This is a genomic window from Arthrobacter sp. MW3 TE3886 (genome assembly GCF_041262145.1).
GTDB lineage: Bacteria > Actinomycetota > Actinomycetes > Actinomycetales > Micrococcaceae > Arthrobacter.
The window spans coordinates 2,424,528-2,439,973 of sequence record NZ_JBGCAN010000001.1; the positions used below are offsets into that span (position 1 = coordinate 2,424,528).

At 65.8% G+C, this 15,446-nt stretch carries 15 protein-coding genes; 13 read left to right on the forward strand and 2 right to left on the reverse strand.

What is annotated here, in order from left to right; translation table 11 throughout:
* Positions 1 to 25 precede the first annotated feature (25 nt).
* From hxlA to ABH915_RS11010, 11 genes are all read left to right on the forward strand, one after another.
* Entirely contained in the window at positions 26 to 649 is a 624-nt protein-coding gene (gene hxlA, locus ABH915_RS10960; protein WP_370121025.1) for a 3-hexulose-6-phosphate synthase, read from the forward strand.
* Positions 650 to 839: 190 nt separating this feature from the next.
* The gene (locus ABH915_RS10965) at positions 840 to 1,043 is read left to right on the forward strand and encodes a hypothetical protein (protein ID WP_043435465.1); all 204 of its coding nucleotides are present in this window, start codon (positions 840 to 842) and stop codon (positions 1,041 to 1,043) included.
* Between the two features lie 126 nt (positions 1,044 to 1,169).
* Complete coding sequence (locus ABH915_RS10970; protein WP_370121029.1) at positions 1,170 to 1,775, forward strand: DUF1326 domain-containing protein; 606 nt, start codon at positions 1,170 to 1,172, stop codon at positions 1,773 to 1,775.
* A gap of 105 nt (positions 1,776 to 1,880) precedes the next feature.
* Positions 1,881 to 2,543, forward strand: coding sequence for a DUF2182 domain-containing protein (locus ABH915_RS10975; protein ID WP_370121031.1), 663 nt, complete (start codon positions 1,881 to 1,883; stop codon positions 2,541 to 2,543).
* A 160-nt stretch (positions 2,544 to 2,703) separates the two neighbouring features.
* Positions 2,704 to 3,765 (forward strand): hypothetical protein, encoded by a 1,062-nt coding sequence (locus ABH915_RS10980; protein ID WP_370121034.1) that lies wholly within the window; start codon positions 2,704 to 2,706, stop codon positions 3,763 to 3,765.
* 124 nt (positions 3,766 to 3,889) lie between these two features.
* Positions 3,890 to 5,884 (forward strand): aconitate hydratase, encoded by a 1,995-nt coding sequence (locus tag ABH915_RS10985; RefSeq protein WP_370121035.1) that lies wholly within the window; start codon positions 3,890 to 3,892, stop codon positions 5,882 to 5,884.
* 6 nt (positions 5,885 to 5,890) lie between these two features.
* On the forward strand, positions 5,891 to 6,976 hold the full coding sequence (locus tag ABH915_RS10990; RefSeq protein WP_370121038.1) for a DUF3616 domain-containing protein: 1,086 nt from the start codon (positions 5,891 to 5,893) through the stop codon (positions 6,974 to 6,976).
* 207 nt (positions 6,977 to 7,183) lie between these two features.
* Complete coding sequence (locus ABH915_RS10995) at positions 7,184 to 7,492, forward strand: hypothetical protein (protein WP_370121041.1); 309 nt, start codon at positions 7,184 to 7,186, stop codon at positions 7,490 to 7,492.
* Between the two features lie 74 nt (positions 7,493 to 7,566).
* On the forward strand, positions 7,567 to 8,082 hold the full coding sequence (locus ABH915_RS11000) for a hypothetical protein (RefSeq protein WP_370121044.1): 516 nt from the start codon (positions 7,567 to 7,569) through the stop codon (positions 8,080 to 8,082).
* A gap of 129 nt (positions 8,083 to 8,211) precedes the next feature.
* Positions 8,212 to 9,483 (forward strand): MFS transporter, encoded by a 1,272-nt coding sequence (locus ABH915_RS11005; protein WP_370124989.1) that lies wholly within the window; start codon positions 8,212 to 8,214, stop codon positions 9,481 to 9,483.
* Between the two features lie 96 nt (positions 9,484 to 9,579).
* Positions 9,580 to 9,897 carry a hypothetical protein gene (locus tag ABH915_RS11010; RefSeq protein ID WP_018772712.1) on the forward strand — a complete coding sequence of 106 codons (318 nt, stop codon included), beginning with the start codon at positions 9,580 to 9,582 and terminating at the stop codon, positions 9,895 to 9,897.
* Here ABH915_RS11010 and ABH915_RS11015 read toward each other — a convergent pair.
* Entirely contained in the window at positions 9,842 to 11,602 is a 1,761-nt protein-coding gene (locus ABH915_RS11015) for an alkaline phosphatase D family protein (RefSeq protein WP_370121047.1), read from the reverse strand. The two genes, ABH915_RS11010 and ABH915_RS11015, sit on opposite strands and share 56 nt — an antisense overlap.
* 71 nt (positions 11,603 to 11,673) lie before the next feature.
* Entirely contained in the window at positions 11,674 to 12,453 is a 780-nt protein-coding gene (locus tag ABH915_RS11020) for an ion transporter (RefSeq protein WP_370121050.1), read from the reverse strand.
* A 198-nt stretch (positions 12,454 to 12,651) separates the two neighbouring features.
* Between ABH915_RS11020 and ABH915_RS11025 the strand changes: the two genes are divergently transcribed.
* Positions 12,652 to 13,503 (forward strand): MIP/aquaporin family protein, encoded by an 852-nt coding sequence (locus tag ABH915_RS11025; RefSeq protein ID WP_370121053.1) that lies wholly within the window; start codon positions 12,652 to 12,654, stop codon positions 13,501 to 13,503.
* A gap of 36 nt (positions 13,504 to 13,539) precedes the next feature.
* Positions 13,540 to 15,441, forward strand: coding sequence for a primary-amine oxidase (locus ABH915_RS11030; protein ID WP_370121056.1), 1,902 nt, complete (start codon positions 13,540 to 13,542; stop codon positions 15,439 to 15,441).
* Positions 15,442 to 15,446 lie beyond the last annotated feature (5 nt).

The following is a 15,446-nucleotide window of genomic DNA, read 5'->3' on the forward strand; positions in this document are numbered from 1 at the left end:
GACCCAATCCGAAAAGAGACCCCGCATGAAACTGCAAGTCGCCATGGATGTCCTCACCGTCGACGCCGCCCTCGAGCTGGCCGGCAAGGTTGCCGAATACGTGGACATCATCGAACTCGGCACGCCGCTGGTGAAAAACGCCGGCCTGTCAGCCGTGACCGCCGTCAAGGCCGCCCACCCGGACAAGATCGTGTTCGCGGACATGAAGACCATGGACGCGGGCGAGCTGGAAGCCGGGATCGCCTTCAGCGCCGGCGCGGACCTGGTCTCCGTCCTCGGCAGCGCCGACGATTCCACGATCGCCGGGGCGGTGAAGGCGGCGAAGGCCCACAACAAGGGTGTGGTTGTCGACCTGATCGGCGTTGCGGACAAAGTGACCCGTGCCAAGGAAGCCCGTGCCTTGGGGGCCAAGTTCGTCGAGTTCCACGCCGGCCTCGATGAACAGGCGAAGCCGGGCTACAACCTGGAAGTCCTGCTCAGCGCAGGGGAGAGGGCCCGCGTTCCGTTCTCCGTGGCGGGCGGAGTGAACATCTCCACCGTCAACGCCGTGCAGCGCGCCGGAGCGGACGTCGCCGTCGTCGGCGGGTCCATCTACAGCGCTGACGATCCCGCGCTTGCCGCCAAGGAGTTGCGGGCAGCGATCATCTAGGCAGTAGCGCCCGGCAGCAGTCGGGAACCTACGACGGCGCCCCGCACCTTTGGTGCGGGGCGCCCTCGTCCGCCAACCGGCAAGCATCCGGTGCATTGTGGTCAGCGACGCCAGGATCCGTTCCCGGAGCGCCTCCCAGGAGTAGGGTTTGCCTTGGCAGACGAAGGGGTCGCCAGACGAAAGGGTCCAAATGAGCTACAAATATCGAACCGTCCGGGTTCGCGGCACTGACCTGGTTGGAACCATCGCGCGCAAACACGGGGGCGCGCCCGAGATCTACGAAACCTCGAAGGACCCGAGCACCTCAGTCGTTCCGGTGTTTTTCCAGGCGACGGGTGAGGTCCGATTCTTTGACAGGTCAATGCTGGAGGACGTCGTGACGCCGGCCAGTTAGCAGCGGCGTTACACCGCCGGGCAGACGTAAGAGTCGCCCTGGGCATGGGTGTCCGCATGGCGTTGACACTGTTCAGGGCCGCGAGGAGACTTTATTTTTGGGGGGCCTCTTCGAAAGGAGCCCTAAATGCCGTGGCATCTCGAAGGTACCTATTTTGAGAACTGCAATTGCGACATGGTCTGCCCGTGTACGGCATCAGGGCAGACCGCACCGGCGGACAATGACCGTTGCAACGTGGCCTTGGCCTTCCACGTGGAAACCGGCGACGTGAACGGTGTCGACGTCGGCGGTCTGACAGTCTGCGTCGTGGCCGATACTCCGGCCCTGATGAGTGTCGGGGGCTGGAAAGTCGGTGTTCTGATGGACGCCGCCGCCTCGGCTGAGCAAGCCGAGGCGCTCGGTGCAGTCTTCGGCGGCCAGCTCGGCGGACCGATGGAGGGCCTCGCCCCCTTGATCGGTGAAATGGCGGGCATGGAGTCCCTGGACATGGCCTACGCCGACGACGGGCGTGTCCACCAGGTGCGTATAGGCAGTGCCGTTGACATGGTGGTCGAGGACTTCATGAATCCATTTGATTCCACAGGGCGAGGAGTGAAAATCAGCGGGGTCGGATTCCCGGCCGATACTCTGGCTGCCGGCACGGCCAGCACCGCCCGCGTCGACGTGTTCGGCATGACTTGGGATAACGCCGGGAAGAACTCCTTCTCGGCACCCTTCGCCTGGTCCGCCTAAGTGCCGGGCAGGAGCCGTCTGACAGCCGGCCACCGTGCCGGCGAGTTGGCGTTGATCGGGTGCGCAGCGCTGGCCTGGTATCTGACCTTCTTAGGCCTTTCGGACATGTCCACAGGCCCGGGAACCATGGGGCTGAGGCTCTGGGGTTTTCTGGGCGTGTGGACCCTGATGATGGCAGCCATGATGCTGCCGGCGCTGGCGCCCCTGACTTCGACGTACCTCAGATCCATCCGCGCCGTACGCAGCAGCCGGGTCAGGGCCGTCCGGACAACGGCCCTGGTAGGCGGCTACCTTCTGACATGGATCGGATTCGGCGTCCTTGCCTACGCGGCCGCCGCGCTGTCTGCGCAGCTGGCTGAGAACGCGGCGGATATCGCACCTTGGGTCGGGGCCGGGGTCCTGGTGGCGGCCGGAGCCTACCAGTTGACCCCGCTGAAGGATTTCTGCCTCAGGCACTGCCGGTCGCCCATAGCCTTCCTGTTGCACGTCTCCGGATACAAGGGCCGCTTGCGTGACGTCCGCGTCGGCATGTACCACGGCGTCTACTGCGTCGGCTGCTGTTGGGGGCTCATGGTGGTGCTGATTGCCGTCGGCGTGATGAACCTGGCGTGGATGGCCGTGCTCACGGTAGTGATCTTCCTGGAGAAGACATGGAAATACGGGCCCGTCTTCAGCCGGATCACTGGAGTCTCGCTGATCGTGTTCGCGCTCTTCGTCCCGGCACACCCGGAGCTGCTGCCCGGGCTTTACATGCCCGCGCCCATGTAAAGGAAGCTAACCGCCGTCGTCGAGGGAATCCAGCACTGGCGGGCGGAGACCGGCAGGTCCAAGCTTTAACCATTCGACGCGGGGCCGGATGCGGTGGGCGTCCCGGCCTCCCGGACAGCGTGGCCAAGGGGATGGCACGGCGAGTGCGAGGAGAGTGGCGATGGTTGACACGGCAGCACAGACTCTTCGGGCAGGGGCGCGGAACGATCTTGTGACGGAACTGCTGGGCATCTGGCTCCTCCTGGCCGTCTTCCTTGACGGCTGGGCCCACCTGCACGTTCCCGGGTTGGAAACCTTCTTCACCCCCTGGCACGCGGCACTTTATTCGGGCCTCGTGGCCACCGCCGCGTGGACGGCAAGCCTGATCTGGAGGAACCGTCAGCCCGGACGGCCATTGACCCGGTCGGTTCCGGCCGGCTACCAGGGCACAGTCGTCGGATTGGTCCTGTTCGCCGTCGCAGGCGTTCTGGACCTGGCCTGGCACGAGATCCTGGGCATCGAAGTCTCCCTCGATGCGCTGGTGAGCCCCACACACTTGCTGCTGGGGTTCAGTCTTTTCCTTATCCTCGGCACCGCTATCCGTAGTGCACGGGCAGCCAGCGGCTCAGAGGCCTTCAAATGGACGCCGCCTGCACTGTTGTCGCTCGCCCTGATGACCGGCTTGGGAGCCTTCTTCCTCATCTACTGCTCGGCGTTCGTCCGGACCCCGCCGGCCGTCCCATATCTGCAGACGCCAATCGGGAGCCCCGGGCACACCCAGGCGGAGTTGCCCCCGGCCCTCGGACTGGCCAGCTATTTGGTGACCACAGCGCTGATTATCGCCCCCTTCCTCTACACCTTTTCCGGAACCCGAAGGCCGCCTTTCGGCATCGCCACCATCCTGGTCGCCGTGGTGGCGTGGCTGCCGCTGGCCATGTCGGGGCTGCGGCCGCCAGCGGTCGCCGGTGCGGCCGGTGCCACGATAATCGCGGCAGTGGCGGATGCGCTGCTTGCCCGCCGGCCGGGGCCGGGGCTGAGGCGCCGGTTGCCGGCGGTCACCGCGGTGTTCGCGGCACTCATCTGGACGGGCCAACTGGCTGGCATCGCCCTGGCGTCATCGATTCAATGGCCCGTGTCGATGTGGCTGGGCGCCGTGGTGCTGAGTGCGGGATTGGCTGCGGCACTGGCCTTCCTCAGCTCGTGGAACACCAGGAGCGTCCCGGGGCCGGCAGCGCTGCGATGAGCGTCAAATCCCCACTGTTCGCGGCGCCCGGAGTGGGCTAATTTGGGGATAAAGGGGAGTGCCCGGTGGCCGGTTCGTTGCCGACGGAGGCGTCCGGCCTCGCCATCGAGTAAGGAAGCCCACCGTGGCCTACAACGTGGCCCAAAAGCTCATCGCATCCCATCTGGTGGCCGGGGAGATGATTCCCGGCCGTGAGATCGGCCTGCATATCGATCAGACCCTCACCCAGGACGCGACCGGGACAATGGTCATGCTTGAACTGGAGGCCATTGGGCTCGACCGGGCACAAACTGAAGTCTCCGTGCAGTACGTGGACCACAACCTGTTGCAGGCTGACAGCAGGAACGCTGAGGACCATGATTTTCTCCGCTCGGCCTGCCGCCGGTTTGGCCTGTGGTTCTCGAAGGCCGGAAACGGGGTGTCCCATCCGACGCACATGCAGCGGTTTGGTCGTCCGGGCAAAACCATGGTCGGCTCCGACAGCCATACCCCGGCCGCAGGGTCACTGGGGATGCTGGCAATCGGGGTCGGCGGCACCGAGGTGGCCCTGGCAATCGCGGGCGAGCCGCTCTACCTGAAGATGCCGGAGATCTGGGGCGTGCGGCTTACCGGCAAACTGCCACCGTGGACCAGCGCCAAGGACGTCATTCTCGAAATGCTTCGCCGGCACGGCGTGAAGGGCGGCAAGGACCGGATCATCGAGTACTACGGTCCCGGCCTCGCCACGCTGAGCGCGATGGACCGGCACGTGATTGCCAATATGGGCGCCGAACTCGGTGCGACGAGCACGGTCTTCCCGGCTGACGAGCAGGTCCGCGCCTTCCTGCGTTCCGAACAGCGCGAGGGTGACTTCACCGAACTCCTCGCCGATTCCGGTGCCACCTACGACGTGACCGAAGAGATCGATCTGGCCGCGATCGAGCCGCTCATCGCCCTGCCCAGCTCGCCCGGCAACGTCGTTCCGGTGCGGGAAGCCGCCGGCAGGCCGGTGGCGCAGGTCGTGATTGGGTCCTCAGCGAACCCGGGCCTGCGCGACTTCGCCATCGTCGCCGCCATCACGAAGGGGCGGCAGTGCCACCCCGGACTCTCTTTCGACGTCAACCCGAGTTCCCGGCAAATCCTGCAGGACCTCACCAAGATGGGGGCCACCTTTGATCTGATCAGCGCCGGAGCCCGGCTGCATCAGACCGGATGCATGGGCTGCATCGGGATGGGACAGGCCCCCGCGAACGGAAGCAACAGCCTGCGCACCATGCCCCGCAACTTTCCCGGCCGTTCGGGCACGAAGGAGGACTCGGTCTACCTGTGCTCACCGGAAACGGCCGCGGCTGCCGCACTCACCGGGACTATCACCGACCCGCGGGACCTAACGGAGCTCTTCGACCTTGAGTACCCCGAGATCAAACTTCCCGAGGTGTCGAGCGTGAACGTGGCCATGTTGGAGGAACCGTTGGCGCCGGAGGAAGCCGCCAACGTGGCGCTGGTCAAGGGCGAAAACATCTCCTCGCTTCCGGTTTTTGGTCCCCTCGCGGACCGCATCGAGGCACCAGTGGCCCTGGTGGTGGGCAATGACGTGTCGACGGACGAGATTCTGCCCGCCGGTGCCCGCGTCCTGCCCTACCGCAGCAACATCCCCAAACTCGCCGAATTCACCTTCGACCAGCTCGACCCCACCTACGCCGCCCGCGCCGCACGAACCCGCGACTCGACAGGGCACATCCTGGTTGGCGGCACGAACTACGGCCAGGGATCCTCCCGCGAACACGCAGCTATCACCCCGCGTTTCCTCGGGCTGCGCGCGGTGGTGGCCGTCTCGTTCGCGCGGATCCACTGGCAGAACCTGGCCAATTTCGGCGTCATCGCCCTCGAGTTCACAAATGCGGCCGATCACGACCGCATCGAACAGGGCGATGTGCTCGCGTTGACAGGGATACACGACGCCCTCGTCACAGGCAAGGAGATCCTCGTGCAGAACCAGACCCGCGGCGAGGTCTACCCTGTGCGGCACAGCCTCTCCAGCCGCCAGGTGGACATGCTCCTGGCGGGTGGCCTCATCCCTTGGCTGCGGGAACGGAGAGCGCGGGAAAAGCTGCCGATCACCGCTGATGGGAATGGGTGATCCGCGGTGAGCGGATGGCCGCGGCCGGACGAGCCCTCCGGCGAAATCAGCCTCGTACTCGACCAGCGCAGCACCCTGGATCCGAAGGATGACCTCCGCGACGGGTTGTCCGCGGTCGCCCGGCAGGGTTCCCACCTGTGGGTCGCCAATGACGAGACGACCAGCCTCGAGCGGCTCACCCTGGAGGCCGGCGGCCAGGCCCGCACCCACCGCAGCTTCGATCTCACCCACATCCTTGAGCTGCCCGGGGACAGCGGTGAGATGGACATCGAAGGCCTCGATGTCGAGAACGACACGCTGTGGCTGGTCGGATCGCACAGCTCAGCCCGCAGACAGGTCAAGAACAACGCCACGCCCGCAGAGGCGCAGAGGTCCCTGGCGACAGTGGAGGTCAGCCAGCGCCGCCGGGTGTTGGCGCGTCTTTCGACTAAGACCCTCCTCGATCCGGGCGCCAGCCCGACGGGTCCGCAGCCGCTCCCCGCCGTGGTGGGCCTCGGCCGGGGCACGGACCTGGTCGATCTCCTGGCCGATGACCCACACCTTGGAGACTTCATCCAGTCCTCGAAGACCGGCCGCCCGATCCCGGGCAAGGACAACGGCATTGACTGCGAGGGCCTCGCCGTGGCGGGCGACCGGGTCTTCATCGGTCTGCGCGGGCCGGTGCTGCGTGGGTGGGCGATGATCATCGAGCTCCAGGTTGGTGACGGGCCCGGCCTGGAACCGCAGCCGATCGGTCCCGGGAACCGTCGCTACCGCAAGCACTTCCTTCGCCTGCAAGGTTTGGGCGTGCGGGATCTGTGCCGTCACGGCGAGGACCTGCTCGTCCTGGCCGGACCCACCATGGAACTCGACGGGCGAGCGGCCGTGTTTCGCTGGCGGGGCGCGCTGACGTCCCAGTCCGAGGCCGTCCTTGCGAAAGACGACCTGCATTGCGAATTCGACGCGCCGTTCGGTGAGGACGAGGACCATGCCGAGGGGATCACCGTTCTCGACGACGGCAGGTCGGCCTTGGTGCTGTACGGGACGCCGGCGGGCAAGCGCAAGACCGGACGCCACGCGATCAAAGCCGACGTCTTCCGCCTCAGGAAATAGTCACCAGCGCCGCGACCGAACCGCGGCGTTGTGGACGTTCCTATTGCGTAGCCGGCCGCGATTACCCGAGAGGACTGCGAGAGACGCGACACCAGATGGGGCCCGGGGTCCGGATCCGCGCCCCACTCCTGCTCTGGCGCACACCGGCGCAGGGGGGCGAGAATGGGGTCGTGCTCACCCTGATCGAACCCCACGGGAAGGATTTTCATGACGCTGTATCAGCCTGAACCGGTCGAAATCTCAACGAGGATGCGGCCGGGGGAGTGGACCGAGGAAAGCCTGGAGATGGTCGTCGCGTCATATCGCGAGCAGCTGTCGCGCATGGGGGCGGCCGCCTCCGAGATCGACATCGTGATCGACCGCGACGACGGAGGCGGGGTCAGCGTGGTGGCGTCCTGGCTCAAGCCCGACGTGGCGCAGGAACTGACAGAGGTGACGGACGACGCCGGGCTCGTGGCGATGGATCCCGACGCCGGGTCAGTACGGCCGGCGCACGACGATTCCGAGCCCCGATAGAACTTCTGGGCCCGCCATGACCTCCGGTAGGGTGATGTTTCCCGAAGCAACCCTTCGATCAGAGTGGAGCATTCATGGCACCGCAGATTTCCGGAAAAATCGATAAGAAATTGTTCGGGCTCTACCTCTCGGACCACCTCGCGGGGGCCACGGCGGGGCAGGGCCGCATAGAGCGCATGGCGCGCGACTTCACGGACACTCCCTTCCACGCCGAACTCGCAGCGCTTGCCACCCAGATCAGGGAGGAGCGGGAGTACCTGCGCGGACTGGTGGGCGATTTTGGCCTGCCACGGCGAACTCCGCGGCGGGTGGCGGCGTGGGTCGCGGAGCGTGCCGGCCGACTCAAGCTCAACGGGCGGGTGGTGAGCCGCTCACCGATGACGCTGGTGCTGGAGTCCGAGGTCATGCGGTCGGCGGTGATGGGAAAACTGGGGCTGTGGCAGACGCTGCAGGACCTCTCCGGCGATCTGGGACTGGACGGTTCCAGGTTCGACGGACTGGCCACCACGGCACGCGAGCAGATCGCCACCCTGGACCGGGTCCATGAATACGCCCGCCGGCGGTCGTTCTACACCAACCAGGGCAGCTGAGCCGGCCGGGCACCTTCGGCTCGATCGTTTCGCGTCATGCCCCGCGCCTGATGTGCACTGGCGCGCGCCGGCAGCGGAGACGAGAATGGCCTCGTGCTCCCTCCTCGCCCCGGCGGGGACGGCGATACCATGAACGCCGCCGCCCGAAAGATCCAGCGCATCTATCTCACGTTGACGCTGGGCAATACCCTTGCGGCCTCGTTCATCTGGGGGATCAACACCCTCTTCCTGCTCGACGCCGGACTCAGCAACTTCGAGGCGTTTGCCGCGAATGCCTTCTTCACGGCCGGCATGGTGTTGTTCGAGGTGCCCACCGGGGTGGTTGCCGACGGCTGGGGCCGGCGCGTCTCGTTCCTGCTCGGAACCGTGACCCTCGCCGTCTCGACCTACTTTTACTACCTGCTCTGGCAGTTCTCCGCCCCGTTCTGGTGGTGGGCCATAGTGTCGGTCCTGCTCGGCCTCGGCTTCACCTTTTTCTCCGGAGCGGTGGAGGCCTGGCTCGTCGATGCACTGCGCTTCTCGGGGTTTGAGGGCGGGATGGAAGCAGTGCTTGGACGCGGCCAGATGGTCTCCGGGGTCGCGATGCTCGCCGGCTCCGTGGCCGGCGGCGTGATCGCGCAGGCCACCAATCTGGGCGTGCCGTTCCTGATGCGCGTGGGCGTGCTGCTGGCCATGTTTGCGGTGGCTTTTGGGCTCATGCGCGACGTCGGATTCACCCCCGAACGTTCGACCCATCCCCTCCAGGCGACCCGGGCTGTACTTGCCGCCTCGATTGAGAACGGATTGAAGAATCCGCCCGTACGTTACGTGATGCTGGCCGCGCCGTTCACCTTCGGCGTCGGGATCTACGTGTTTTACGCCCTGCAGCCGTACCTGCTCGAGCTCTATGGGGACCCCCACGCGTATTCCGTCGCGGGCCTGGCGGCGGCCATCGTGGCCGCGGCGCAGGTGCTCGGCGGCTGGATGGCTCCCCGCGTCCGGCGCCTTGTCCGCCGGCGCACCACCGTGTTGATCCTGAGCAGCGTCGTGGACATGGTGATCCTGGTGGTGCTCGGGTTCACCCACGTGTTCTGGGTGGCTCTGGTGCTGTTGGCACTCTGGGCAGTGGTGTCGTCGGCGGGCATCCCGGTGCGGCAGGCGTACCTGAACGACATGATCGCCTCGAAGCAGCGCGCCACAGTGCTCAGCTTCGATTCACTCATGGGCTCAAGCGGTGGCGTGGTGGTCCAGCCGCTGCTCGGCCGTGCGGCAGATGTGTACGGCTACGCGGCGTCGCTGGCGATCGGCGGTGTGATCGAGTTGATCGCGGTGCCGTTCCTGCTGGCGAGCCGCCGGCAACGCCACCAGGCCGATCAGTCCAACGCCCCGACCAGCACCAACACCGGAACCCAGCCGGCATAAGACGCCGGCCGGAATAACACTTCGGCCTCGCTCCTTACTTGGCGGGGCCTTCCGGGCCTACAGTGGGCGTGTAGAACCGTCGACAGGAGCGCCTCAGTGATTACCCTGCAGATCGAACACCAGGTCCGGGATTTTGACATGTGGCGGAGGGCTTTTGACAGCGATCCGCTGGGCCGCGCCGCGTCGGGCGTGCGGTCATTCCGGATCTCGCGCCCGCTTGACCAGCAGGATTACGTGATGCTGGAGATGGACTTCGATACGCAGGCGGCGGCGGTGGACTTCCTGGGCCGGCTGCAGAACGATACGTGGAAAACGGGTGTGACGGCGCCGGCGCTGGTCGGTGAGCCATCCACCAGAATCATCGAAACGGTCGCCATCGAGAACGTGGCAGCCCCTGAGCGCGATCTTCGGTAGAACGTCTGGAGTCTGCGTTTCCCTGCTGTCCCTGGACGGGGTCCTGCGCGCTCCGCGGAGACACCGTGAGGGTAGCGACGCGTTCCAGCCGCGGATGCAGGTGGTCGCCGTCGTCCACCACCCCGGTCTGCCACCACAGTTTCAGCCCTTCCGGTACCACCTCCAGGGAGGCCACGTTGTTTTGGAACCAGGGCCCCCGGATGCCGGACCAGTGGAACGGCGGGTCCGGCACCTTGGCCGACCGTGCGACCAAAGCGCCCACCGGCGTGGCCAGGCCGTAGGACATGATGGCCGCGAAGGACCTCATCAGGCGGGGCAACGGGTTGCGGATGGGGGAGCAGACGGCCTGCAGGATCCGGCTGCCCGAGGCACGATCCACCTCCGCAACGTAAGAGTAGTGGACGTCCCCGGAGAGGAAGGTGATTGTTTCCGGCGCCGGGCCGCGATTGCCGTCGGCGACCTCGATGGCCATGGCCGCCAGTTCCCGGAAGCTGTTTTGGAATGCGCCCCAGTGTTCAAGGTCCAGGGCCTGGCGCAGCTTCTCGCCGGCCCAGGCGGCACGGTTTCCCCACGCGCCTTCAGAGACCGCCTCATTCCACGACTCGACGTAGTGCAAGCCCATCGGCAACAGGAAGGGCAGGGACGTCGCCACGAGCAGGTGGCGGAAGCCGCCTTGCATCCGGTCATCCAGCCAGGCCATTTCCACCGCATCAACCAGCGCCCGGTCGTCCGGCGTCAGGTCCCGGGCTGCGCGGGAGTCAACCACGATCAGCCGGGAGTCGCCGAAGTCGCGGCAGTAGCTCCACCGATAGGATTTCGGGTCCCGATCAGCCCGCTCCGCGAAACTGTCCAGCTCGGCGCCCACATCGACCTCATCCTCGCCTGTGTGCCCGGTGATCCGCTGCCAAACGGCATCCTCCGCCCGTTCCTGCGGTGACAGGTTCCCCAGATGCTGGTAGACCCAGTACGAGGCCAGCCCCGCGACGATCCGCCCATGCCACCACGAGGTCGCCTCCATCTTCTTCTTCCAGCTCAGCGAGGTATTCCAGTCGTCGCGGATGTCGTGGTCATCGAAGATCATGGCGCTGGGCAGGGTGGACAACAACCACCGGTTCGCGGGGTCTGACCAGGCCAGGAAGTACAGGTGCGCGTACTCCTCGTAGTCCTTGAGCTCTTCGCCGGGGGGTGCCTTGATGTCGCGCCGGGTGCGGATGAACTCCTGCATCTGCTCGCTGGTCAAGTCGGCGTACACCTGGTCCCCAAGGAAGGCCAACAGATCCGGCCACGGCAGGTCCGTGCCGGAGGCCATTTCCAGTGCGTAGGCGCGCAGTGAGTCGACGCCGTGGGTCCGGTTGCCGGATGCATCGTGCGGGACGCTGGTCCTGCACGAGCCGTACGCCATCCGCAGCGGTTTGCCGGTGGCCAGGGTGGCGATCATGGACGGCGGAAACCCCGACGAGGGGTCGGGCCAGACCTGCGTTCCGTTGACATCGAGGGCGTACGGCGTAACCGTGCCCGGCTCCAATCCGTCCACTTCCACCAGCGCGTAGTGGTGGCCGTGAACTGCAAACGTGCGGGCCTCCCAGTCCCGGCCGCCGGCGCGGATGGAAACCCGGGCAGCGGCTTGGGTCTCCACCCAGACACTGGCCGACGTCTCATCCACGTACCGCATCATGGGGCCGAGCACCAAGGCAGAGGTGGTCATGAACTAGTTGTACCCGCTCCGGTCGGTTGCGGCCATGGCGTCAGGAAAGTCCAAGCGGAGAGATGGCAGCGTCATTGCCCCCGGCGCGGTTCCTTGGGTGTCCCTCCAACGTCGGGGCCGCTGCCGGATTCGCCCGGTCCCTGGGCCAGTTGGTCATGGAGCCGGTTGATCTGGGCCACGAGGCGGGCGCGTTCCTCGCTGCCGATGCCTTCGCCCGTTCTCTTACGCAGTGTGGTTGCTGCGGTCACACTTTCGACGAGCCAGGAGGACACCACCGCGGTGACCATGCTCAGGACGGCAAACCCGCCGACCATCAGGGTGGCCGCAGCCCACCGGCCAGGAACGGTGACGGGGTAATAATCGCCATAACCAATCGTTGTGATGGTGACAATCGCCCACCACAACGAGTCACCCATCGAGGTGATGTTCGCGTTCGGCGCGCCCTTTTCGAAATTGAAGACGCTCAGGGCGACTGTGTAGAGCAGGAGGAGCGCGGAGACAACGACGTAGGCCAGGACGCGGGCCCTGATGGCGGTGCCCGGGGCCCGTTCCATGACGCGGCGCAAGGTGAACGGACGCAGGAGCCGCAATGGCCGCGCTACCGGAAGCACCACCATGAGCAGGTCCAACGGATGGCGGACGAACCACCGGCCCCGCTGGGGCGCCAGGAGCAACTTCACAATGTAGTCGACGCCGAAGGTGACCCATGTTGAGCCCACGACGATTCCGAGGAGGTCGGCGTAGGGCTGCGGCGGTTCGGCAATGACCAGGACGGAGTAGGCCGCCAGAAAGATGAAAGCCGCACCGACGAGGGGCCACTCGGAATACTTCTGCCAGGTTTCTTGCCTCATGGCTGAATGCTAGGACTTTGACCCGCGGATGTCCTTACGAAATTGCCATACTGTCCCTAAGCCAGCCACCAATGGGCAGCGAGCCACCCGCGCAGCGCTGACAACCGTCGCCGGCAGCGGTACATTGGCCTTCTGAGGTGGCAGACCGAGGCTGGGCACGGCAGACCACATGGCCAGAACCTGCGGAGGCGGAGAGCCATGGCGGCAAATCAGGGCAAAGAGGGCGCTGGCCAGGACCACGCGCATCACCGCGCCATCCCCAACGTGCTCGGAACAGTGGAGCAAAGCGTCCTGCAGCGGATTGAGGACTTCAATGATCCTCGCCAGGAATGGCGGCGCCTGTTCTCAGAGTTGTACGGCACGTTCCTGCTCGTGATCGTCGCAGCCGGCGGCGGCATGATGGGCCAGGCGTTCCCCGGTGTCATCAGCCGCACGGCGGCAGTGGTGGCCCCGGGCCTGATGGTGATGGGCATCATTTTGTTCATGGGCAAGATCTCCGGCGCGCATCTGAACCCTGCGGTCAGCATTGCGTTCGCGCTCCGCGGTGACTTCCCGTGGCGCCGGGTGCCGGGCTACATCGTTGTTCAGCTCATCGGAGCGACGCTCGCCTGTCTGTTGCTGCAGGGCGTGATCGGGGTCTCCGCCACCTACGGTTCAAACTATCCGGCCGCGGGCTATACGGCCGGCGCCGCGTTCCTGATGGAGGCACTGCTGACGATGGTGCTGGTCAGCGTCATCCTGGGAACCGCCTCGGGGGCCCAGAACGTCGGGCTGTTTGGGGCGTTCGGGGTCGGCGCGTACATTGCCCTGGCAGGCCTGTGGGGCAGCCCCATCTCCGGCACATCGATGAATCCGGCACGAACGTTCGGGCCGGATCTCGCCGGCGGAAATTTCAGCGACTACTGGGTGTATGTCGCCGGGCCGCTGGTCGGCGCGGCGGCCGCCGTCGGTATCGCGTTCATCCTGCGCGGAGCGGGCGGAGGGAGGTCGGGCTCGGGAGCGGCGCAGGGTGCCCTCTTCACCGAGGCCGCCGAGGAAGAGAAGCCGTAGCGGGCCGTGAACGTGATCTCGCAGAAGGAGAGCGCCGTGAGAAGGTCCGCCCCGTTTCATCCACTGGATCCGCTGAGCGAGGACGAGTTCCGTGCAGCGGCGGCCCTGCTCGCCAGCGCACAGGGCGTCGCGTTTCCAGCGTGGCGGCTTGCGGCCATCGAGCTGATCGAACCGGAAAAGGCTGCCGTCGTCGCATTCGAGGCCGATGCGGACGCGCCGACTCCGGAACGGATCGTCGGCGTGAACTGCTTCGAGCGGTCCTCAAACAAGACCTACCAGGCGCGGCTGTCGCTGACCCGCGGGGTCGTCGTCTCTTTCACCCATATCCCTGGCGTTCAGGCGAACATGACCGTCGACGAGTGGGAAGAAGCTGACGCAGCGCTGCGCAGCCACCCGCAGGTGATCGCTGCGCTTGCCAAGCGCGGCATCACTGATCTGTCCCTGGTCTTCATGGACGTGTGGACCTATGGCCTGTCACTGATCCCGGAGAGGTACCAGGGGCGCCGGGTCGGCTGGTCCGATACGTGGGTCCGTGCCCGTGCGGGCGCCAACCCCTATGCGGGGCCGGTCAACGGGTTCCACTGCGTCCTTGACCTGGCTTCCATGGAGCTGCTGGACATCGAGGACACTTTTGCGGTCGACCGTCCCGAAATTATGGGCGAATATGTCCCGGCGCTGATCCCGGACCGGCTCCGCGACGCAAGCACCCGCGAACCGTTGAAGCCGCTGGACATTGTCCAGCCCGAGGGCGTTTCCTTTCAGATGGACGGCAACAGGATCAGCTGGCAGAACTGGTCCATGCGCATCGGGTTCAACTACCGCGAAGGCCTGACCATCCACCGGGTCAGCTATCGCGACGGCGGCCGCGAACGGCCGATCGCGAACCGTCTGTCCTTCGCCGAGATGGCCGTTCCCTACAGGGATCCCGGTGATGACCACTACAGGCGCACCGCGTTCGACGTCGGCGAATGGGGTCTGGGATTCATGACGACGTCGCTGGAACTGGGTTGCGACTGCCTCGGGGAAATCCGGTATTTGGATGCGGTCATGCACAATTCCGCGGGGGAGCCCTACACCATCAGGAACGCCATCTGCGTCCACGAGGAGGACGCAGCGGTGTTGTGGAAGCACATCGACCACGACGGCGGCATGGAAGTGCGCCGTATGCGTCGACTGGTGATTTCTTTCCATGTCACCGTGGCCAACTACGAATACCTGGTCTACTGGCGCTTCTACCAGGACGGGAACATTGAGTGCGAGGTAAGGGCCACGGGAATCATGGTGGTTAGCCATTTCGGCGAGGGCCAGCAGCATCCGAGCGGAACGCTGGTGGACAACCGGACCTACGCACCCTTCCACCAGCACTTCCTCGTGGCCCGGCTCGACCTGGACATCGACGGCACGGCAAACACGGTTTACCGTTCGGAAACCGCTATGGTCCCGATGGGTCCGGACAATCCGTACGGGCTCGCCCTGCATGAAAACAAGGCCCCCATCACGACCGAGGGGCACGACGACTATTCCTGGGAGACCCAGCGGGCCTGGACGGTGACGAACGACAACTCGGTCAACGGACTCGGGACCCCGGTGTCGTACAAGCTGGTGCCCGGCGCAGCTTTCCCGTCATTCTTTGACCCGGCGTCCCCGGTCTTCCAGCGCGCGGAGGTCATTGGGCACACAGTATGGGTGACACCCAACGATGCCAGGGAACGCTGGCCGGCGGGCGAGTTCGTGAACCAGGGCGCCGGCGGGCTGGGCATGCCCGAATGGGTGCGGCAGGGGCGGTCCGTGGAAAACACCGACGTCGTCGTTTGGTACGTCTTCGGCATTCACCACATCCCGCGGCCGGAGGAGTGGCCGGTCATGCCGGTGGACACTGTCGCGTTCTGGCTCAAGCCGGCCGGATTCTTCGACCGGAACCCGGCGCTGGACGTATAGGCGGC